Genomic DNA, 21311 nt, shown 5'->3' with positions numbered 1-21311 from the left:
GCGCCGGAGGCACCTCGGCCTCAGTAGAAATCGTACCTGGCGCTCAGGGCAGGAATGAAGAGCGGGAAGAGCGGGGCCGTGAGGGGCCCGCCTGGAAACCAGGCCGAGGCGGCGTGATCGACCCCAGCCGCGGTGTCGACGAATACCTGCTGGCTCGACGCCGGCCTCGGCACGGCGATGAGCAGGGGCACCTCGAGCCCCAGGGTGAGCTCGACCCGCCTGGCCAGCCTGACGCCGGCGCGCACCTCGGGCGCGACGTACACGAAGCGCGCCGCCGCGCTCCGCTCGAGCGGGCCGAACGACAGCGCGCCGCTCGCCGACGCACGCGCGCTCGTGCGCGACGCGGCGACCGCGCCGAACAGCCCGCCGGCGCCCAGCCGCGCGTGGAGCAGGAGGCGCTCGCCCGACGAGTAGCCGACCCAGGCGCCGAGGAGCGCGCCGCGGAGCGCTGTCGTGTCGTCGACGCGCACCGAGTACGACGCCCCGCCGGCGGCCTCGAGCGTCGCGATGCGCCCCCGGACAGCTTGCTGGATGCCCAGATAGCCCGCCGAGACGCCGAACGAGAGATGGTTGATGCCGTACCCTCCGTGGGCGATCAAGCTGACGCCAGACCCGAGGGGCTTGCTGCAAGGCTCCACGCACCCCGTCGGCGCGTCTCCGCCAAACGACACAATGAGCGGCGCCGCGGCGCTCACCTCGGCGAGCCAGCGGGGCGTGCGGCGCGGCCCGCGCTCCTCGCGGCCGTCGATGGACTCGGCGTCTCGCGCCAGCCGGATCGGGCGTGCGTCCGGCCCATCCCTCGTCGGCTCGGCGATCTCGAGCGTGCCCGTCTCCTTGAGCCGGATCAGCCGTGCCGTCACTTGGACCGTCTCCCCGCCGTCCACGTCGAGGCGCTGCTCGAACGGCTGGTACCCCGCCTTGACCACGCGGACGGTGTGGAGGCCGCGAGGCACGCGCAAGGGCGCGCCGAGCGGGAGCTCGCCGCGCGATAGGCCGTCGAGCAGGAGCGTCGCGCCCGGCTCGGCGCCCGCGATCCCGATGGTCCCGACGGCATTGTAAAGGAGCTTTACCACCAGCAGGATATCGCGCTTGTCCTCGCCCTTGAGCCTCTCGGAGAAGTCGTTCAGCGCGCTCTCGTACAGCTCGATGGCCTCCAGGTAGCGCTCTAGCTGGATGAGACACGCGGCGGCGTTGGTCGTCCCGTTCAGCGTCATGAACAACGAGCGCGATGTCTGGAACTCGGTGAGCGCGTCGGCCCAGCGCTCCTGATCGCGCAGCGCGATCCCGCGCTGGAAGTGCGCGCGCGCATCCTCGCGACGCCGCGCCTCGCCGGGCCCGCCCGGCTGCGCGGCGGCGAGCGGGCCGAAGGGCAGCGGCGCCAGGAGCACCGCGGCGAAGAGGAGGAGGCGACCGCGCGAGGAGCGTCGGCGCGTCGTGCCCGGCATCGCGCGCGCCCTCATTCGAAGGCGTCTCCGGCCAGAACGCCGCTGCGCGGCTTCCCGTGCGCCTCCGCGGCCGCGCCGGTCGGGCACCTGACGACGACCTGCGCCGCCGGGGGACATACACACGCCGGGCCCTCGTTCGCCCGCGCGGCGCCGAGCGCGGGTTCGGGCGGCGGATCCATCGCCATGTGACCCGCCAGCACGTCGTGCTCGGCGGCGACGCCGGGCAACATGGACTCGGGCGCCAGCTCCGGCGTCTCGGCGAGCTCAGGCGTGGCGGAGTCGACCGCGTCGGCGGCCGGTGGCTCGGCGGACGCGGCCGGGAGGAGGCCGCGCCCGAAGCGGCGCGCGGCCCGCGCCAGCGCGGCGAGATCGAGCGAGGGCGGGGAGGCGCCGGCGTCCGTGAGGGTCACGGTCGTCTCGCCGTGCTGTGCCCCCCTGGAGACGCGCACCCGATGCGTCTGCCCGACCTTGCCCGAGAGCTCGATGACGCCGTCCCGCCGCCGCACCGGGACGCTGTCGACCTCGACGACGGCGTCGGCGGGTAGGACGAGCAGCTTCACCCGGCGCTCGCCGGCGCCGAGCCTGTGCGCCGCCGGTCGCGCCGCCGCGGCGGCGCGGGTCTCGACGGCGATCTCGCCGGCGGACGCCGCCGGCTCGGCGCCGCCCTCCTCGACGCCGGGCTGCCCGCACGCGCCCAGGGCCGACAGGAGCACCAGCGCCGCCGCTGCGGCCGTGTCGCGGGCCTTCATCGCCCCCGGCCCTCCGCGAGGAGCGGCGCGCGCTGGTACGAGCGCTCGCATTCCGCGTGCCGATCCCGGGCGGCGGACGCGGGCTCACCGAGGTAGGTGAAGCGCATGGTCGGCGGCAGGCAGTCGGTATGCGCTGTCAGCAGGCGTTTCTTCAGGGTGTCCACGTCGATGCTCCAGGTGTGAATGCCGTTGTCCATGGCGACGGTCATCAGCCGTTGCCCTCCGTCGAGGAAGGCCAGCGCGATGACCGGCGCCGACGACCCGAGCACGATGGGCGCGCCCTCGCCTGAGGCGCTCCAGAGGCGGACGGTGGCGTCGGCCGACGAGGTGGCCACGCGCGCGCCGTCGGGGCTGAAGAGGGCGCGAAGGACCGCGCCGTCGTGCCCGCGCAGCACGACGGGCTCGCCCTTGCCGCCGGCGCTCCACACCCGCGCGGTCCCGTCGTCCGACGCCGTCACCACGCGCTCGCCGTCAGGGCTCCACGCGCCGGCGTGGACGCCGCCGCCGTGCCCGCGCAGCACGACGGGCTCGCGCTCGCCGGCCGCGCTCCACACCCGCGCCGTGTGGTCGAGCGACGTGGTGAGCACGCGGGCGCCGTCAGGGCTCCACGCGGCCGAGGTGAGCCAGTCCTCGTGCCCGCGCAGCACGACGGGCTCGCCCTTGCCGTCGGCGCTCCACACCCGCGCCGTCCCGTCGTCGGATGCCGTCACGACGCGCTCGCCGTCAGGGCTCATCACGGCGGCGCGCACCTCGGCCTCGTGCCCGCGCAGCACGACGGGCTCGCCCTTGCCGTCGGCGCTCCAGACGCGCGCCGCGCGATCGAACGAGGCCGTGACGACGCGCGTGCCGTCGGAGCTCAGCGCCGCGCTCGCCACCCACCCCTCGTGACCCCTGAGCACGACGGGCTCGCCCTCGCCGTCGACCCGGAAGACGCGCGCCGTCCGGTCCTCGTAGGCCGCGACGACGCGCTCGCCGCCTTCCACGATGGACGCCGCGTGGAAGAAACCGAGGTCGCGGCGCCGGTGCGGCATCGCCCGGAGCGGCTCGGCGCTCCACACCTTCGCGGTGCGGTCGGACGAGCGCTCCCACGGATCGGACGCCGCGGTGACGACGCGCGCGCCGTCGGGGCTCCACGCCGCGGAGCGGAGCGGCGCGCGGTGCCCGACCAGGACGAGCGGCGGGCCGCTGCCATCCGCCGGCCAGAGGCGCGCCGTCCGGTCCGCGGAGGCGCTGGCGACGTACGTGCCGTCGGGGCGCCACGAGACGGAGGTCACGGCGAGCGCGTGGCCGGCGAGCACGACCGGCTCGGCGTCGCCGGCGGCGCTCCAGACGCGCACGGTCCGATCGGCCGAGGCGGTGGCCACGCGCAGGCCGTCGGGGCTCACGGCCGCGTGCAGGACGCTGTCCTCGTGCCCGGCGAGCACCACGGGGGCGCCGGCGCCGGCCAGCGTGAAGACGCGCGCCGTCCGGTCGCGCGAGCCGGTGACGACGCGTGCGCCGTCGGGGCTCACGGCCACGGAGATCACCTCGCCGGTGTGCCCGCTCAGGACGCGGCTCCTGCCCTTCGCGATCAGCCAGACGCGCGCCGTCCGGTCGTCGGAGGCGGTGACGACGCGCGCGCCGTCGGGGCTCCACGCGGCCGCGTTGATGCGGCCGCGGTGGCCTGTGAGGACGACCGGAGCGCCCTCGCCGTCGGCGCGCCACACGCGCGCGGTGCCGTCGGCCGAGGCCGTGAGCACGCGCGCGCCGTCCGGGCTCGCGGCGACCGCGGTAACGGCGCCGCGGTGGCCCCTCAGCACCACGGGCTGACCGGCGCCGTCGGCGCGCCACACGCGCGCCGTGCCGTCCTCCGAGGCCGTGAGCACGCGCTCGCCGTCGGGGCTCCACGCGGCCGCGAGGATGGCCCCGCCGCCGCCCTCCAGCACCACGGGCTGGCCGGTGCCGTCGGCGCGCCATACGCGCGCGGTGCCGTCGGCCGAGGCCGTGAGCACGCGCGCGCCGTCGGGGCTCCACACGGCCGCGGCGAGGGCGCTCGCGTGTCCGCGGAGGGTCGCGCGGAGCGCGTTCGTGTTGAGGGCGTCGCTCGCCAGCTCGATCCAGCCGCGGCGCATGGCCGGCAGCTCCGCCTCGGGCAGGAGCTTCATCGCCAGCGGGAGCTGCGCGCGCACCGCGAGCTCGCGGAAGCCCGCGAGGATCCTGGCGTCGTGCGCCTCGGAGCGCCGCTCCTCCGCGACGTCCCGCTGCCGGTCGGCCTCGCGTCGAGCCCGGACCTCCTCGACGCGCAGGCGATCCGCGCGGAGCTTCTGGCCGTACGCCACCGAGCCGAGCGCCGCCGCGCCGGCCGCGACAAGGAGCGCCGCCGCGGCGACGGCGGCGGAGCGGCGCCGCCGCCCGCGCTCCTCGGCGAGCCGCGCCTCCGCCTCGGCCCGCTCGCGCCGCCGCGCCTCCAGGTGCCGGCGCTGCTGCCGCTGATCGAAGACCTCTCGCGCCAGCCAGTCGTGGCCGATCTCGAAGTACCGGCTCCCCTGGTGCTCCGCCGCGTGGAGGATGGCCGCGCCCTCCAGCGCCTTCAGCGCCGGCCCAAGCTCGTCCGCGGGGAGGATCCGGAGCAGCTCCTTCTCGGTGCGCAGCGCGCGGCTGCCGTCCGCCGTCACCAGGTGATCCTCGAGCAGCCGCTCGGCCCCGCCGCGCAGCGCGCCGAGGCCGGCGAGCGTCGCCTCCATGTACCGTCGCAGGATGGCCTCGGCCTCGACAGCGTCGACCGCCGCTCCCCCGCTCGCGCGCTGCTCGAAGAGCGCGCGGCACACGATCTGCGCGTACGCGGCCTGCGCCTCGGCCCCGTCGCCCGCGGCCTGGCCGGGCACGCGCACCTGGAGCAGGAGCGGGCGCATGTCCGCCGGCGCCCACGCCTGCGGCGGCTCGCCCGCGGCGGCCGCCTGGCAGACGGCCTCGCAGAGCTCGGCGACCGTGAGCGGGCCGACGCGGAAGCCGTGATCGAGGAGCCGGCGGTGCTCGCGCAGCCGATCGCGGAAGCGGCCGAGGTAGTCCTCGCGGAGCGACAGCACCAGGCGCAGGTTGCGGGTGGGCAGCCCGGCGAGGCGGTCCACGCAGTCGAAGAGCGCCTCGGCCTCGGCCGCGCCGCGCGTCGCGTAGAGCAGCTGCTCGATCTGATCGAGGTAGACGACGGCGAGCCGCGGCGACCCCCGCGCCGCGCGCTGCGCCGCCGTGAGCAGCGCGTCCGCGGGCGAGGCGCCGGCCGGCCGGTCGCCGAGGCCGAGGGCGCCGTACACCGCGTCCGCGAGCCAGCGCGTCGGGTCCTGATCCTCGGGCCAGGCGTCCACCCGCGCCACGCGGATCTCCTGCTTCTCGATGAGCGACGGGAGGACCGCCGCCTGCACCAGGGAGGACTTGCCCGCGCCGGACGGCCCGAAGACGGTGACGCAGCGGTTGGCGAGGATGGATGCCTCGAGCCGGTAGGCCAGGTCGCCTCGCCCGTAAAAGCGATCACGGTCGGAAGCGCGGTAAGGTTGGGGACCTGGAAAGGGGTTCTGCATTGCGGGGCAGCGAGAGCGAGTAAGCGAGTAACAGATGGATCCGGCGCGAACACCTTATTGGTTCTTAAGGATCCAAACGTCGCTCCGGGGCTCGCGATCGACCCGGGTGTGGCCCGCTCCCGGGGGGCGCGCACTTGTCGGGCGACTCCGAGCGGGTCACCCAGCGACGGAGGTCGATGTTCGCCGTCCCCAGGAAGGCTCCCTTGAGCACGCGGACGTTGTAGGTGACGCCGGGCGCCGTCTTCTGCGCCTCTCCCCACGCGCCGAGGGTGCCGCCGAGATCGCTCGACGCGCCGCCCTCGCACGAGAGCTTCCCCTTCCAGGCCGCGCGGCCGGTGTCGAGCGCCGCGATGTTGAACGAGCACGCGCCGAGATCGCAGACATTGCCCGGACCCACGGCCGAGCCGGCGCAGTCCTTCTTCTGGTAAACCACGCTGAAGCACTCGGGATAGTCCGCGAAGAAGAGAGAGGTCCCCTGGAGCTTGCGGCCCGACGTGCTCGACGCGCTCACGGAGGTCCCTCCGATCGAGGAGGCGTCGATCGCCAGGGTCGCGGCGACCGCCTGCTCGGCCGCCACCTCGAGCGTCCCCGCCTTGATCGCGCGCGTCAGCACCCTGACGTAGCTCGTCCCGGCCTCGGCGAACAGGCCGGTGCACGCGCCGCTCGCGTCGAGGTACACGGCCGAGAGCCTGCTCTCCACGAGGTCCGTCAGCGTGATGTTCGCGCTCCGCTTCGAGGACACGCCGGCCGAGGAGGCGACCTTGACGGCTGCGCCGAAGTCGCCGGAGAGCTTCCCGTCGAGCACGTCCCCGTAGTGGAGCGTCACCTTCGACCAGCTCGGCGCCGCCGTGCCGTGGTCGCCGTCGAAGCAGGCGTTGGTCTCGGGCTGGTCCCCGAGCAGCCGGCGTCCGAGGCTCGCGGAGCCGCTCGCCGGCGTCCGCGCGCGGTAGTCCGGCGCGAGGTCCTTGATCGCCTTGTCGAGCGTGACCGTCGCGGTGCTCGCGCACGCCGCGAGCGGGAGCGCGGCCAGCGCCGCGATCGCGAGGCGGATCGGTGAGCGCCTTCTGTCATCGTCAATCTTCACGGTGGATCTCCTTCGAGCGCGCCGTGGCCGCGGTCAGGGCGAGACGGCCGAGAGGACGTCCTCTATCTCGCCGGTGAGCTGGTCGACGTCCGCCGCCGCGTCGCCGGCGAGCCAGTCGATATCGTCCTTCCGGCGGTGAACCTCAGCGCGGATCCGTGGGACGACCACGAGCTCTTCGTCCTGGGTGAGCTCGTCGGCGAGCAGGGTGATCGAGAGCTCGCACACCTTGGTGCTGCCCTCCGGTTCGGGGATCCGCAGGGTCACCGTGGCCGTGGCGCTCTCGGTGTCGAGGCGCGCGGCCGCGCGGCCCTCGAAATGGGCGGACAGGGCCTTGCCCACCGACCGCAGCAAGGCCTGTATCGCGCGCCTCGGTGGTTCGCCGGGGCCGAGCCGCGTACGAAGAGAGACGCCCACCGTCACCGACGACGAGCCGCCGAACGCGACGGGCTCATCCCGATTCATGTGTTCTTTCGCTGGCACGGGCATACTCCTTTGTCCATTCTGCGCCAGGCTCCCTCGAGCGGAACGCCCCGATGGAACGGCGCTTCGAGGCCCCGCGGACGACGCCATCGTCCTTCCCTCGGTGCCATCTCGACATCGGTCGTACCCGTCGTCGGTCGCGCGGACGACTTAAACTATTTTCATGCACCTCGGCTTCGGCGGCGTGACGGGGCGTGTCGTGCGAGCGTCCGCTCAACCCGCCTTCCCCTGCTTGGCATACTCCTTCCGGATGCCCTGCAGGAGGTCCTCTGCCGTGAGGGGACGGCCCCCCTCTCTCAAGGCCTGGAGCGAGGCGTAGCGGATCACGTTCATGACCGCGCCCCCCGCGAGCGCGTGCTCGCGCGCGATCTTCTCGAGGTCCACGGAGCCGTCGAGCCTCGCCTTGGGCGAGAGCCCCTGCCGCCACAGCCGCGCGCGCTCCTCGGCGCGCGGCATCGGAAAGTAGATGATCGACTCGAACCGCCGCGCGAAGGCGTCGTCGAGGTTGTCGCGCAGGTTGGACGCCAGGACCGCGAGCCCGTCGAAGGTCTCGATGCGCTGGAGGAGGAAGGAGACCTGCTGGTTGGCGTAACGGTCGTGCGCGTCCCGCGTCTCGCTGCGCTTGCCGAAGAGCGCGTCGGCCTCGTCGAAGAACAGGATCCAGCCCCTGCGCTCGGCCTGGTCGAAGACCCGGCCGAGGTTCTTCTCCGTCTCGCCGAGGTACTTCGACACCACCAGGGAGGTATCCACCTTGTAGACCTCACGGCCGGTGGACTTGCCGAGCAGACAGGCCGTCATCGTCTTCCCCGTGCCCGGCGGGCCATAGAAGAGGCTGCGGTAGCCGGGGCGCAGCTTCCCGGCCATGCCCCAGTCCGCCATCAACGTCTCTCCGTGCTCGATCCAGGTCTCGATCTCCTCGAGGTGCTTGCGGGTGCTGGGCTGCAGCACCACGTCCTCCCAGCCGAGGCGCGTCTCGATCCGCTGGGCGGGAAAGCCGGGACCGCAGCCGAGCCGACGCGGCTCGCCGGTGGTGAAGCGACAGAGCAGCTCCTCCGAGATCCGGAGGGGAGCCTTCATCGGCGTCACCCCGTCGCCGCCCCCGAGCCTGAGGACGTCGTGCCTGGCGAAGAGGTGCTCTGGATCCAGGAGGAGCTGCACCGAGAACCGGAGCGCGAGGTCGTCGCCGCCGAGGAGGAACGCCAGCGTCTCGGCCGTGGGCAAGAGCTCGCCGTCGGAGCCGAGCTGGGCGCCGCCGAACTCGGTGAGCCTCCGATCCACGGCGGTGTCGCGGCCGAAGCAGGCGTCGAGGAGCCGCGGCCGCAGGTGCGGGACCAGGGCGAGCACCAGGGCGAGGCGCTCGACGAAGGAGAGCTGATGGCGCCGCACGAAGCCGGCGTACTCCGAGCTCGACCCGTCGAGGTCGGGCGGCGCGATGTCGAGCACGCTCCCCTCGGTCGCACCCTCGCCGAAATGGATCTTGATCCGCGCCTCCAGGACGCTGCGAAACCAGAATAGCTCCCGCTCGAGGTCGGCGGCGTTCTCCACGATCTTGGTCATCCTTGCCATACCCATCGAGCCGCGGCGCTCCTCCTCGCTCCAGAACCGCTGCGCGAACGGTGCCACGACACGCCCCGGTCACGCCGCTAAATACGAGGCTTCTTAAAATGGCTTAAGTTGTCAATGCGACCGACCGTGGGTACTACGGAGGTCGAGAACGGCGCCGGCGGAGGACCCAGTGCTTCGTCCGCGGGCATCGAGGCGCTGTTGCATCGTGGCGATCCGCTCGACGGAGCCTGACGTTCAGGCGTCGCGCCGCGGATGCGCTGACCCGAGATCTTCAAGGAAGAGAGCCAATGAGAGCGGGACAAGTTCAGAGCTCCAGGAGTCGTCAGCCGTGATCAGCGACATCCTCGTCCTGCTCAGGAACACGGTGAACGAGCACCTGACCGCGAGCTCGGGCTGGCGCGGCCCAGTGCCCGACCAGGGGCCGGTCGTCTTCCTCGACAGCGAGAAGGTGGACAGCCTCGAGCTCAAGCTCGGAGCCGTCACGCTCCTCCTCGTCAACCTCGAAGAGGATCACACGCTGCGACCGGCCGACCCGTTCCGGTTGACGCTGCCGGACGGCACCACGCAGCGCGTCCAGCCGGCGATCCAGATAAACGCCTATGTCCTCTTCGCCGCCCGCTTCAAAGAGTACGAGCAAGGCCTGCGGTGCATCTCGCTGATCCTGCAGTTCTTCCAGGGCCGCCGGGTCCTCGACCACGAGAACTCGCCGGCGCTGAGCGACAGGATCGAGAAGCTCACGATGGAGCTCCTGACGCTCCCCCTCTCCGAGCTGAACCAGCTCTGGGGCATGCTTCGGAGCGCGTATCAGCCTTCGCTCCTCTACAAGGTCCGGATGGCCGTCTTCCAGGACAGGGACGGCCTCAGCGCACCGCAGATCAGCGATCCGGTGCTGAGGATCAGCCAGTGAAGCACGTCGCGATCATCGAGGTGCTCTTGCGGCACGCGTTCTACACCGACCTCCGGTGTCCGGCCCTCTCGATCGAGCCGAGCGACGCCACGGCGCGCCTGCTCCGCGATCATCGCTGTCTCTGGCGATCGAGCTCCCAGGGCGTCCGGGTCCTCTCTCCGCTCGACCCCACGGGACAGCCGTTCCTACCGCTCCCGGGAGACGCGGCGCTGCTCTTCTACCTGGCGGTCCGGGCCGGCGACTTCGCCGTCGTCACCGACCTCACCGGCGTCCGCGGGCGCTCGGCCCCGGTCTTCACGGACGCCGGCGCTGGGACCGACGGCGAGCTGCGGCTAGCCCCCGCCGACCCGGCCCGGCCGCGGCTCCCGCCGGGCGTCTTCGCGGCCGTCGAGATCCGCCCCGGGAGCGCGCCGCGGCCCGCCCGTTTCCAGGTCAGCTTCCCGGCCAGGCAGGCGCGATGGGCCTACTACTGCGTCACCGACCTGGCGCCGGCCGGGGGCGAGCTCACCGTGGTGGACGCCTCGCTCGCCGGGGCCACCGACGCGCTGCGCTTCAGCGCCGTGACCCTCGACCCTGTGGAGCCGACCCTGGCGCAGATTGCCAGTCGGTATCCCGGGATGCGCTGCGTGTGCTTCGCCTCCGATCAGCCCGTCGCCGCTCGCGCAGAGCCGAGGAGGAGCCTCGAGCTCCGGCTCGGCCCCGACCGCGTGGCGGGCCCGCTGCCCAATCCGTCGATGCAGAGCGCTGCAAAGGAGGATGTGCTGTTTCAGATCATCACGTATCGAGCGCAACCGTTTCAAACCCCCTGAGATCGAGGAACAATGCCTGCTTATAAGACGCCCGGTGTTTACGTGGAAGAGGTGTCGACCCTGCCGCCCTCCGTGGCGGAGGTCTCCACTGCGATCCCCGCCTTCATAGGATATACCGAGAAGGGCCCGAAGAGCCCGTCGATCGCCGAGGTGAGCACGATGCTCGAGTACGAGCAGCTCTTCGGCGGGCCCAATCTCGCCACCTTCACGGTCACGGTGGACGCCGCGTCCCAGGTGACCGGGGTGACGCGGAGCTCCGATACCGGGTTCTTGCTGTACTACGCTGTGAGCCACTACTTCAAGAACGGGGGCGGGAGATGTTATGTCGTCTCTGTCGGAGACTACGCGTCACCGCCCGCCAAGGACAAGATCGCCGACGGCCTCCTGCTGCTCGAGAAGGAGGACGAGCCGACGCTGATCGTCTTGACCGACGCCGTGAGCCTCGCCGCCGCGGACTACCACGAGGTGTGCCGGGCGGCCCTCGCCCAGTGCCACAAGCTGGGGGATCGCTTTGCGATCTTCGACGTCAAGAAGGACACGGCGCCGGGCAAGAAGGACATCGACGCATTCCGCGACGAGATCGGGACGAGCTACCTGGCCTACGGCGCCGCCTACTACCCGTACCTCCAGACCTCCCTGAGCTACGCGTACGCCGACGCGGGCGTCACCATCCAGGGCGGGGCGGCGACCGGGGTCACCCTCGACACCATCAAGTCGAGCCAGACGGCGACCTATCAACAGGTCAAGGCCAGGCTGACGGCCGAGCGGGTCGTCCTCCCGCCGAGCGCGGCGGTCGCGGGCATCTACGCGAGCGTCGACCGGGATCGCGGCGTATGGAAGGCTCCCGCCAACGTCAGCGTCGCGGCCGTCATCGGGCCGGTGCTGAAGATCACGAACGACGCTCAGGATGCCCTCAACGTCGATCCGACGGCGGGTAAATCGATCAACGCCGTGCGCGCGTTCACCGGCAAGGGGACCATCGTCTGGGGGGCGAGGACCCTGGCCGGCAACGACAACGAGTGGCGGTACATCCCGGTCCGGCGGCTCTTCATCATGATCGAGGAGTCGGCCCGAAAGGCGACCTCCTTCGCGGTCTTCGAGCCCAACGACATGACGACCTGGCTGAAGGTCAAGGGGATGATCGAGAGCTTCCTTTACAGCCTCTGGGAGCGCGGCGCCCTGGCCGGGGGCTCCCCGGCGGCGGCCTACTTCGTCAACGTGGGCCTGGGCAAGACGATGACCAACCAGGACATCCTCGAGGGGCGAATGATCGTCGAGATCGGGATCGCGGCCGTGCGACCGGCCGAGTTCGTCGTCCTTCGCTTCTCTCACAAGCTGCAGGAGGCCTAGGCCATGGCACTGACCAAGAGCGAGATCATGACCGCGTATCCTCTCCCGTCGTACAACTATCGAGTCGAGATCGCGGGCGCCGCGGTCGGCTTCTCGGAGATCTCCGGGCTCAGCATCAAGCGCGAGACGACGACCTACAAGGAGAGCCCCATCGGCGGGGCGGCGCCCGGTCCGGTGGTGATGAACATGCCGGCGCAGCCCGCCGCGCCGACGCTCACGCTGAAGAAGGGCATCGTCAAGAAGACCAGCGTCGCCACGCTCTACGCCTGGATCAGCGCGATCCAGGTGAACCAGGTCGAGAAGAAGGACATCTACGTCCGCCTCTGCGACGAGAAGGGCGAGGCGGTGATCAGCTGGAAGGTGCAGAACGCCTTTCCCACGAGGCTCGACGCGCCCACCTTCACGGCGTCGTCCAACGAGGCCGCCATCGAGAGCATGGAGCTGATGGCGGACGCGATCCTGATCGAAGAGGCGTAGAGCGGCGCGATGGCCCAGTCGACGGACAACCAGCGGACGAGCTACCCGCTCGCTGCGTACAACTTCCGCGTGAAGGTGGGCGAGGCCTCGATGAGCTTCACCGAGGTCTCGGGCCTCGCGGCCGAGCGCGAGCACGTGACGTACGCGCACGGCCTGAGCTTCCAGGAGGGCCCGGTGATCATGACGTTCAACTCCAAGCGCTTCACGCCTGTCACCTGCAAGCGCGGCACCGTCCTCGGGGCAGATCCGCTGTTCCTGTTCAACTGGCTGGAGAAGCGGGACAGCCGGAGCATGGAGGTCAGCCTCTGTGACGCGACGGGCGCGGCGGTGCTCGCCTGGAAGGTCGCCGTCGCGGTCCCCGTCGGCCTCAAGGCGCCGGCCTTCAGCGCCACAACGAACGACGCCGTCGTGGACACGCTCGAGCTGCAGGTCAGGGAGGTCTCCTTTGTCAGGCTCTGACGTTCGCGAGAGCGGCGGTCCCTCCGGCCGAGATCCGGGGCCCCGCGCGGATCCGCCGCGCGGCGCCCCGGGCCCCGGGCCGAAGGGGTGGAGGTCAAGATCATGAGCGCTGCCATTCCGGAGCTCGTTCCGCAGAGCGAGATGTTCGTCAACTTCCGCTTCGGCGTCTTCTTCTTCGCCGGCGGCGTGGTGCCAAACACGCTCGACGTCCGCTTCAAGAAGGTGACTGGGCTCTCGCGGACAGTGAAGACGACGCCGCTCGAGGAGGGCGGACAGAACCTCTACACCCAGCCGCTGCCCTCGAGGGTCGAGTACGGCAACCTGGTGTTGGAGCGCGGCATGGTGGCGAGCTCGCCGCTGCGCGTCGACTTCGACGACGCCATGTCCCTCTTCAAATTCGCCCCCTCGAACGTCCTCGTGACCCTCTTCAGCGAGGCGTATACCCCGGTGTCGGCATGGTTCTTCTCCAGAGCCTATCCGGTCAAGTGGTCGATCGCCGACCTCGCCGCCGAGCCGAAGGAGCTGCTCATCGAGTCGCTCGAGCTCGCCTACGCCCGGATGCAGATCATGAAGGTATGACCATGCCTGTGGAGATCAAAGAGCTGGTGATCCGCGCCGTCGTCGCGCCCCCGGAGGGGGCGCCGCGCGCGCGCGCCGCCGCGCCCGACGCCGCCGGGCAGGAGGCCGTGATCGAGGCGGCGGTCAAGGAGGTCCTCCGGGTCCTCAAGGCGTCGAAGGAGAGATGATCGTGGGACTGAACCTCTTCAAGCTCGAGAAGCTCAAGATCAAGGCCTTCAAGGACGTCGAGCGCCGGCAGCCGATCGCGGCGCCGTTCGAGGCGATGTTCAACCCGGCGTCGTTCTCGCAGCGCTACGCGATCACCTGGGGGGCCAAGCAGGGGGTGGGCTCCAGCGGGCCGCAGCTCTCGTATAGCCGGAGCGAGCCGCGCGAGCTCACGCTCACCCTGGTGGTCGACGGCACCGGCGTGGAGTCGATCGGGATCGTCGCGCCTGTGCGGAGGAGCGTGAAGGATCGCGTGAAGGCGTTCCTCGACGTCACCTTTCATTATAACGGGGTCATCCATGAGCCCAATTACCTCCTCGTGGAGTGGGGCTCGCTGATCTTCTCCTGTCGCCTCTCCGCGGTCGACATCAAGTACACCGCGTTCGAGCGCGACGGCACCCCGCTCCGCGCCGAGCTCCAGGTGACGCTGATCTACGACAAGGCCGCCAAGGCGCGCGCCAGGGAGGAGGGCAAGACGTCGCCGGATCTGACCCACAGCCGGATCGTGCGCGGCGGGGACACGCTGCCGCTCCTGACCAAGGACATCTATGGCTCGTCCGCCCGCTACCTGGACGTCGCGCGGTGGAACCGCCTGGACAACTTCAGGAGCCTGATCCCCGGCCAGGAGATCTTCTTTCCGCCGCTCGCCAAGCTGGGCGCCGGCGCCTCCGGGGAAGGATAGATGACGCCATGCCCGCGGTGACTCCTACTGTCCTCAGCGACGGCAAGCCCATGGACCCGGCCTACGAGCTCATCTCCATCGACATCCGGAGAGAGGTCGACCGGATCCCCCGAGCGGAGCTGCGCGTGCTCGACGGCAGCGCCGCGCAGCAGGCGTTCGCCATCAGCGATACGGGCTTCTTCGAGCCGGGGGCGAAGATCGAGATCAAGCTCCGGTACGAGGGGGAAGAAGACCGGTGCGTCTTCAAGGGGGTGGTGGTGCGGCACGGGGTGGAGGCGAGCGACGACGGCTCCGTCCTGGTGATCGGGCTCAAGGACGCCGCCGTCAAGCTGACCGGAGCGCGGCGGAGCGCCGTCTTCCGGAAGATGACCGACGGCGCGATCGTGAAACAGCTGATCGAGGCGGCGAAGCTCGAGGTCGGCACCATCGCCGAGACCAGGCCGGAGCACGCGGAGATGGTGCAATACCACGCCACGCCGTGGGACTTCATCCTCTCACGGGCCGGCGCGCTCGGCCTCCTCGTGGTCGTCGAGGACGGCGAGATCTCGCTCCGGAAGATGGAGGTCGAAGGCGCGCCCAGGCACCGCTTCGCTTATGGCATCACCGAGGTCTTCGACGTCGAGATCGAGGCCGACGCTGAGCACCAGCACCGCGCCGTGGAGAGCGTCGCCTGGGACGTGAAGGAGCAGAAGCCCACCGCGGCCAGCAAGGCGAAGAGCCCCCGCGCCACCCAGGGGAACCTCGACGGGGGCAAGCTCGGCGACGCGGTCGGCAACGGCACCTGCACGCTCTCCCACCCGGTCCCCGTCGCCGCGGAGGAGCTCCAGGCCTGGGCCGATGCCCGCATGGCGAGGAGTCGGATGGCGCTGCTTCGCGGGCGCATCGCGGTGCCGGGCTTCGCCGGCATCAAGCCGCTCGACGTCATGGAGGTCGCGGGGGTCGGCAAGCGATTCAACGGCACGACGCTGGTGACGGGGCTCCGCCACCGGGTCGACGCGTCGGGCTGGCGGACGGACGTGCAGTTCGGGCTCTCGCCCGAGGAGCTCTCCCGCAAGGAGGAGTTCCGCGAGGCGCCGGCGGCGGGGCTCCTGCCCGCGGTGAGCGGGCTGCAGATCGGCGTCGTCGCAGATTTCGAGGACGATCCCGACGAGGAGCTCCGGGTCAAGGTCATCCTCCCCGGGGTCGACGCGAAGCAGGACGAGGCTGTCTGGGCCCGGCTCGCCGCGCCCGACGCAGGCAAGGAGCGCGGGTGCTTCTTCCGGCCGGAGCCCAAGGACGAGGTGGTGGTGGGCTTCTTCAACGACGATCCGCGCCGCCCCGTGATCCTGGGGGCCCTCTTCGGGTCGAAGAACGCGCCCCCGGAGGTGATGGGAAAGCCCGGCAAGAAGAACGACAAGCGCGGGATCGTCACCAAGTTCGGGACGAAGATACAGCTCCTCGACCCCGACGAGAACAAGGCGTCGGTGTCCATCGAGACGGCCAACAAGAACAAGCTGCTCATCGACGACGGGGCAGGATCGATCGTCCTCTCCGACCAGCACGAGAATTCGATCACCATGGGTAAGGACGGCATCGAGATCAAGAGCGAGAAGGGCAACGTCACGATCAGCGGCAAGGGGGTCGACATCCAATGAGCCGATCAGGACAGGAGGTGAGGGAGCTCCACCTCTCGGTGACGGTGGACGAGGCGAACCTGATCCTGGAGGGGGTGGGGCTGCTCCCGTTCGCCAAGGTCTACGCGCTGGTCGCCAAGGTGCAGCAGCAGGCCAGTCAGCAGCTCGCCGCGAAGCCCGCGCAGGAGGAGCCGGATGCGACCTGAGAGCTCTTTCCTCGGTCGAGGCTGGGCCTTCCCGCCCTCGTTCAGCCGCGGCGGCGCTGACGTGGAGATGGTCTCCGGCTCCGCCGACGTCCAGCAGAGCCTGCAGATCCTGATGGGGACCTCGCCGGGCGAGCGGGTCCTCGCGGAGACGTTCGGCTGCGACCTCGCGAGCCTTGTGTTCGAGGAGCTGGATCAGGGCCTGATCAACACCATCGAGCGGCTCCTTTCGGACGCGATCCTCGAGCACGAGCCCCGGATCCAGGTCGATCGGATCGACGTCGCGGCGAGCGACACCCAGCCGGGCTGCGTGCTCATCGCGGTCAACTACACCGTCAGGGATACGAACTCGCGCTTCAACATGGTCTTCCCGTTCTATCTCACGGAGGCGACCCTCCCCGGGTGGTGAGAGCGCCATGAAAAAAAAGAAGCTCAAGAGCCCGGAGCAGAAAAGATTCATCCTCGTCGACGGCGACAAGGTGATCTTCCTGCCCAGCTTCACGCCCGCGCTCGTCCATCCCAGGCCTGGAGAGCTGAAGGGGAGCGGTCCAGGGACGCTGAAAGGGAAGAAGCTCTGCGTCGAAGGCGACGAGGGCGAGGTCTCGGTCGCCAACTGCTCTTACGTGATTCCGGGGTACTCCATCGCGGGCAAGGGGACGCTGAAGATCTCCGCGCTCGGGAGCGATCAGAAGGCGAAGAAGACCAGGACCGGCGACAAGGCGGTCCTCCTGAAAGGGACCACGTTCGAGGCGACGTTCGAGGTCCAGAACCCGGCGAAGCAGCCGCCGAAGGGGCCGGGGCCGCCGATCCCGGACTCGACCCTGAAGTACCAGGGCAAGGGCATGTTCACGACGACCAACAAGATCTTCAAGGGAACCTGAAAGGCAGAGCCATCCATGTCGAGCACGTCGAGAGAGCCCGCGGGCGCAGAGCGCGACGGTACGAGCCAGGCGGGGCGCGCGCTCGCCGCGCTCGATCCCGGCTACGCCTCGGTGGACGAGCGAACGTCCGCGGAGCTCCTTTCGTTCGCGCGCGCCTACGGCAAGGAGCTCACGTACTACGGCGCCGGCGGTGCGCCGGAGGGCGACTGGAGCGACTTCGTCGGCTCGAAGCTCCGGCCCGAGGACGTCGCGGCGTTCCTCCGCGATCCCGGGAAGTTCACCCCCGAGGCCGCGCCCGAGCTCTACCGGCCGCATTTCGTTCTCTTCCTCGCGTTCCTGCGGCTCTTCGAGAGGTCGCGGGCCGAGCTCAACACGCTGACAGGACGGCACCTCGACTTCTACTATCGCCAGGTCCTGCGGATGGCCCGGAGGCCGCCCGTCCCGGATCGGGTGAACCTGATCGTCGAGCTCGCTTCCCGCGGCCGGGAGGCCCTGCTGCCCGCTGGGACCGTCCTCGACGCGGGCCCGGACAGCCTCGGACGAGCCCGGAGCTATGCGACCGATCGGGATCTCGTCGTCAACCGGACGCAGGTCGAAGCGATCAGCTCCCTCTTCATCGATCGACGGCGCGTGGGGCTCCGGGAGATATCGAGCGGCCACGCGAACGACAAGCCGCGGGCGTGCGAGGCGATGTTCGCTCTCGCGGTCGGAGGCCCGCTTCCGCCTTATCCCGGCTCCGGTCAGCCGGTCGACTTCGCCAAGCTGACGAGCCTTCGCGACCTCGTGAAGCGCTCGGACAGCGGCTTCTTCATGTCGCTCCCCACGCTGCGCGATCTGATGGAGCAGAGGAAGGAGCGCGCGGAGACGCCCTCCGAGTGGGACGAGATCTACGCCGCGCTGGAGCTCGCCGGCACGAAGAAGAGGGGCGCTCCGTTCGCGCTCGCCCGGAGCTCGCGGGACCTGGAGGCGAACCTCCAGGAGGCCGTGGGGCGTTTCTCCTACGGCACGCTCGCCCAGGTGAGCACCGTCGATGATCTCTACGAGCACCGGGCGCGCGGCGACGTCCAGGCGTTCATCCAGGGGACGCTGTACTTCGCGCTCGCCGACTTCGAACGGATGATGCAGCTCAAGAGGCGGTTCGACGCCGCGTGGGGCGCGATCAATCGCGTCCTCGAGAGCGCCGGGCAGAAGAAGCGGAACGATCCCGACTACCGGCTGTTGCCCGCCGACGTCACGGCCTTCGCCGACAACGCGAAGGCCGCTGTCGGCACGGACGGCATCGAGGCGTACTGGGCAGAGGTCCTCGTGCTCGAGGGGTACTTCTACATGCCGGCGGAGAGCTTCGCCATGGCCATGGGCGAGGTCCTCGACACGCGGCAGGACGACTGGAGCCAGGTCTTCTCGATCCTCGAAGAGGCCCACCGGGAGAAGCTCCGCAAGGACCGCAGAGACGAGCTCCGGCGGCGCCACGAGTCCACGCCGCCGGCGCGCCTGGTGGACCTGATCCGGTACGTGCTCGGTGAGGACGCGAGCCCGGAGGACGACCCCGCCGCGATGGACCGCCTCGAGTCCTACCTCGGCAAGCCGGATCTCGCCAAGCTCCAGGCGTCCGCGGCGGCGGGCGACTGGAAGCAGATCTATGCCCTCCTGGAGATCGCCGAGCGCAATCGGCTCGGCGAGCCGCCGGCGGAGAAGGAGGAGTGGTTCAACCTGTTCCCGGCGGAGGACGCCACCGCGGTGTCCATCCGCCCGCCGGTCACCGCGGGAGGCGCTCCCGCGTGGGCCACCTTCGGGGCGGCGCGGCCCTCCTCGAGCGCGGGCCCCGCTCCGCAGCCCGTCCTCGGCTGGGCCCTCTGCTCTCCGCTGCTGGTGCTCGGCGAAGGCCAGCGCGTCATCACGCTCACCCTGGGCTTCAGCCCCGCGCGCACCCCCCTCGAGGACCTCTTTCTCAAGGGCGGAGAGCATTCGCTGCTCTTCCAGCTCAGCACCGCCAAGGGCTGGGTCGAGTGCTCTTCCGTCGGGGTGCAGTTCGGTTCGTACAAGGTCCTGACCGGCACGACGTCCGAGGACGACCCCCGGGGAGCTCGATTCACGTTGACCCTGCCGCCCGGCGTCGACCCGATCGCGGCGCCGCCTGCGGGGCTCGCCGGGATGGACAGCCCGTGGCCCGTCTTGCGGCTGATGCTCCGGCCGATCTGGAGCGGGGCAGACCAGAAGTACGTGGCCCGCTACCGGGAGCTCGGCGACCTCCTGATGGTGTCGGCACACCTCAAGGTGGAGGTCCAAGGGCTCAGGGCCATTGCGCTCCAGAACGATGAGATGACGCTGGATGCGAAGAAGCCCTTCGAGCCCTTCGGCAGCGCGCCGGCCGTCGGATCGCGCCTCCTCATCGGACACCCCGAGATCGCAGGCAAGAAGCTCGACAGCCTGGCCACGAGCTTCCAGTGGATGGGAGCGCCGGCGAACCTCGCGTCTCACTACGCCAACTATCCGGCTGCCCCTTTCGCCTTCACCGCCAAGGTCAGCTTGATTGACCGGCGCGGGGCGACGGAGCTCGTCAAGGCAGCGCCGCTCTTCGGCGCGAAGAGCTCCGATCCGACCTCGATCACCGTCACCACCGCCCTCACCGCGGCCGCGGCGGCCGACCCCCAGGCGCTCGTCGAGGGCTCGCCCGATCAGGACCTGTCGACGTCGCGGCGCTACCTGCAATGGGAGCTGAACGCCCCGGATTTCCAGCACGGGAGCTACCCCGTTGTGGCCTCGAGCAAGGCGCTCGCCCTGTCGGTCGCCGTCGCCAGCAACCCCGCGGCGGTCAACGCCGCGCAGTACCAGGTAAACCCGCCTTACACGCCGAAGCTGAAGAGCCTGACCCTCGATTACGCGTCCTCGCTGGAGCTCCGCTTCGACGGCGCGCCGCGGGCCTCGGGCGTCGATCGGGTGTTCCACGTTCATCCCTTCGGCGCCTGCGACGGGGAGAGAGCGCGATCGAGCGCCGGCCTTTCCTTCCTGCCCAGGTACGAGAACGACGGCGAGCTCTACCTCGGCCTGCGCGACCTCTCCCCGCCCCAGACCGTCTCCATCCTCTTCCAGATGGCGGAGGGCAGCGCCAACCCGGATCTGCCGCCGCAGCCCGTCAGCCTCAGCTACCTGAGCGGCGACCGCTGGATCCCCCTCGGGCACCGTCTGATCTCGGACACGACCCGCGGCCTCACCAACTCCGGGATCGTCGAGCTCGCCCTCGACCCGGCGGAGCCCAGCACCTGTCTGCGCGGCGATCTCTACTGGATCCGCGCCGCCGTGGAGCGGGGCCCACGGAGCCTCTGTGACACCCTAGCGGTCCACACCCAGGCGGTGACAGCCACCTTCGTCGACCACGACAACGCGCCGGATCACTTCGGCGAGCCCCTCCCCGCCGGGACCATCACCAGGCTGAGCTCGGCGATCCCGGAGATCGCGCGCGTGCGCCAGCCCTACGCGTCCTACGGAGGCCGGACGGCGGAGGGCGCAAACACCTGGGCCACGCGCGTCAGCGAGCGTCTCCGCCACAAGCAGCGCGCGCTCACCGTGTGGGACTACGAGCGGCTGGTCCTCGATCGGTTTCCGGAGATCTACCGGGCCAAGTGCGTCCCGGCGACGCTCGGCGAGCCCGGGAAGGTAAAGGTCGTCATCATCCCCGATGTCCGGAACAAGCTGCCGGCCGATCCCTTCGAGCCCAAGGCGCCGGCGAGCCTGCTCGCGGACGTGCGGGAGCACCTCTCGGCGCGGGCCCCCGCCTCCGCCTCGATCGCGGTCGTGAACGCCCACTACGTGGCCGTCCGCGTCCGCCTCGGCGTGCGCTTCCGGGCCGACAGCAACGACGCCTACTACACCCAGCGGCTCAACGACGATCTCAACCGCTTTCTCGCTCCCTGGGCCTACGCCGAGGGCGCTGAGCTCGCCATCGGCGGGAGGATTTACGCCAACAGCATCGTCGATTTCGTCGAGCGCCGCCCTTACGTGGACTTCGTCGCTGGCATCAAGCTCTTTCGCAGCGACGATGGAGAGAGGTTCCAGCGGGTGTCGCCCCCGGCCGACGGGAGCGGAGCCTTCGTTGGGACGATGAGGCCTGACGAGGTCCTCACCTCGGCCAGAGAGCACCAGATCGATATCCTCCGCGAAGGTTTGTACGAAGAAACGCGAATGACGGGCATCAACTTCATGACGCTCGAGCTCGATTTCTTCATCCACTGAGAGCCTGGGATCACGCCCAGGCGCCCGAGGCGACGTGTC

19 protein-coding genes are annotated in these 21311 nt (G+C 70.5%); 13 read left to right on the top strand and 6 right to left on the bottom strand.

Annotation, left to right across the window (positions count from 1 at the left end):
* Positions 1 to 20 precede the first annotated feature (20 nt).
* The 6 genes from POL72_RS02275 to POL72_RS02250 all read right to left on the bottom strand — a co-directional run bounded on the left by POL72_RS02275 (position 21) and on the right by POL72_RS02250 (position 8884).
* A complete protein-coding gene (locus POL72_RS02275; protein WP_272093336.1) occupies positions 21 to 1445 on the bottom strand; it encodes a PEGA domain-containing protein in 1425 nt (474 codons plus the stop codon).
* An 11-nt stretch (positions 1446 to 1456) separates the two neighbouring features.
* Positions 1457 to 2194, bottom strand: a complete 738-nt coding sequence (locus POL72_RS02270) for a hypothetical protein (RefSeq protein ID WP_272093335.1) — start codon at positions 2192 to 2194, stop codon at positions 1457 to 1459.
* Positions 2191 to 5748: an nSTAND1 domain-containing NTPase gene (locus tag POL72_RS02265; RefSeq protein WP_272093334.1), complete on the bottom strand. Its 3558-nt coding sequence runs from the start codon at positions 5746 to 5748 to the stop codon at positions 2191 to 2193. Before POL72_RS02265 ends, POL72_RS02270 begins: the two co-directional genes overlap by 4 nt.
* 64 nt (positions 5749 to 5812) lie before the next feature.
* Positions 5813 to 6832, bottom strand: a complete 1020-nt coding sequence (locus POL72_RS02260; protein ID WP_272093333.1) for a hypothetical protein — start codon at positions 6830 to 6832, stop codon at positions 5813 to 5815.
* 33 nt (positions 6833 to 6865) lie between these two features.
* Positions 6866 to 7294 carry a hypothetical protein gene (locus tag POL72_RS02255; RefSeq protein WP_272093332.1) on the bottom strand — a complete coding sequence of 143 codons (429 nt, stop codon included), beginning with the start codon at positions 7292 to 7294 and terminating at the stop codon, positions 6866 to 6868.
* A 231-nt stretch (positions 7295 to 7525) separates the two neighbouring features.
* A complete protein-coding gene (locus POL72_RS02250) occupies positions 7526 to 8884 on the bottom strand; it encodes an ATP-binding protein (RefSeq protein WP_272093331.1) in 1359 nt (452 codons plus the stop codon).
* Positions 8885 to 9206: 322 nt separating this feature from the next.
* Here POL72_RS02250 and POL72_RS02245 point away from each other — a divergent pair, with 322 nt between their 5' ends.
* From POL72_RS02245 to POL72_RS02185, 13 genes are all read left to right on the top strand, one after another.
* Entirely contained in the window at positions 9207 to 9785 is a 579-nt protein-coding gene (locus POL72_RS02245; protein ID WP_272093330.1) for a Pvc16 family protein, read from the top strand.
* Positions 9782 to 10594, top strand: coding sequence for a hypothetical protein (locus tag POL72_RS02240; RefSeq protein WP_272093329.1), 813 nt, complete (start codon positions 9782 to 9784; stop codon positions 10592 to 10594). The genes POL72_RS02245 and POL72_RS02240 overlap by 4 nt, the downstream gene beginning before the upstream one ends.
* 12 nt (positions 10595 to 10606) lie before the next feature.
* On the top strand, positions 10607 to 11944 hold the full coding sequence (locus POL72_RS02235) for a phage tail sheath family protein (protein ID WP_272093328.1): 1338 nt from the start codon (positions 10607 to 10609) through the stop codon (positions 11942 to 11944).
* A 3-nt stretch (positions 11945 to 11947) separates the two neighbouring features.
* Positions 11948 to 12421: a phage tail protein gene (locus POL72_RS02230; RefSeq protein WP_272093327.1), complete on the top strand. Its 474-nt coding sequence runs from the start codon at positions 11948 to 11950 to the stop codon at positions 12419 to 12421.
* A 9-nt stretch (positions 12422 to 12430) separates the two neighbouring features.
* Positions 12431 to 12880: a phage tail protein gene (locus tag POL72_RS02225; protein ID WP_272093326.1), complete on the top strand. Its 450-nt coding sequence runs from the start codon at positions 12431 to 12433 to the stop codon at positions 12878 to 12880.
* A gap of 102 nt (positions 12881 to 12982) precedes the next feature.
* Positions 12983 to 13459 carry a phage tail protein gene (locus tag POL72_RS02220; RefSeq protein WP_272093325.1) on the top strand — a complete coding sequence of 159 codons (477 nt, stop codon included), beginning with the start codon at positions 12983 to 12985 and terminating at the stop codon, positions 13457 to 13459.
* A 2-nt stretch (positions 13460 to 13461) separates the two neighbouring features.
* Positions 13462 to 13626 carry a DUF5908 family protein gene (locus tag POL72_RS02215; RefSeq protein ID WP_165374204.1) on the top strand — a complete coding sequence of 55 codons (165 nt, stop codon included), beginning with the start codon at positions 13462 to 13464 and terminating at the stop codon, positions 13624 to 13626.
* Positions 13623 to 14345, top strand: a complete 723-nt coding sequence (locus tag POL72_RS02210) for a CIS tube protein (protein ID WP_272093324.1) — start codon at positions 13623 to 13625, stop codon at positions 14343 to 14345. Before POL72_RS02215 ends, POL72_RS02210 begins: the two co-directional genes overlap by 4 nt.
* An 8-nt stretch (positions 14346 to 14353) precedes the next feature.
* Entirely contained in the window at positions 14354 to 15979 is a 1626-nt protein-coding gene (gene vgrG, locus POL72_RS02205; RefSeq protein WP_272093323.1) for a type VI secretion system tip protein VgrG, read from the top strand.
* Entirely contained in the window at positions 15976 to 16164 is a 189-nt protein-coding gene (locus POL72_RS02200; protein WP_272093322.1) for a hypothetical protein, read from the top strand. The genes vgrG and POL72_RS02200 overlap by 4 nt, the downstream gene beginning before the upstream one ends.
* Positions 16154 to 16570: a GPW/gp25 family protein gene (locus POL72_RS02195; protein WP_272093321.1), complete on the top strand. Its 417-nt coding sequence runs from the start codon at positions 16154 to 16156 to the stop codon at positions 16568 to 16570. Before POL72_RS02200 ends, POL72_RS02195 begins: the two co-directional genes overlap by 11 nt.
* 7 nt (positions 16571 to 16577) lie before the next feature.
* Positions 16578 to 17042 (top strand): contractile injection system spike tip protein, encoded by a 465-nt coding sequence (locus POL72_RS02190; protein WP_272093320.1) that lies wholly within the window; start codon positions 16578 to 16580, stop codon positions 17040 to 17042.
* A 15-nt stretch (positions 17043 to 17057) separates the two neighbouring features.
* A complete protein-coding gene (locus POL72_RS02185; protein WP_272093319.1) occupies positions 17058 to 21272 on the top strand; it encodes a baseplate J/gp47 family protein in 4215 nt (1404 codons plus the stop codon).
* Positions 21273 to 21311 lie beyond the last annotated feature (39 nt).

The sequence above is a fragment of the Sorangium aterium genome (genome assembly GCF_028368935.1).
Lineage (GTDB): Bacteria > Myxococcota_A > Polyangia > Polyangiales > Polyangiaceae > Sorangium > Sorangium atrum.
The sequence above is the reverse complement of the archived record's forward strand: the minus strand, read 5'-3'. Positions and strand labels throughout refer to the sequence as shown.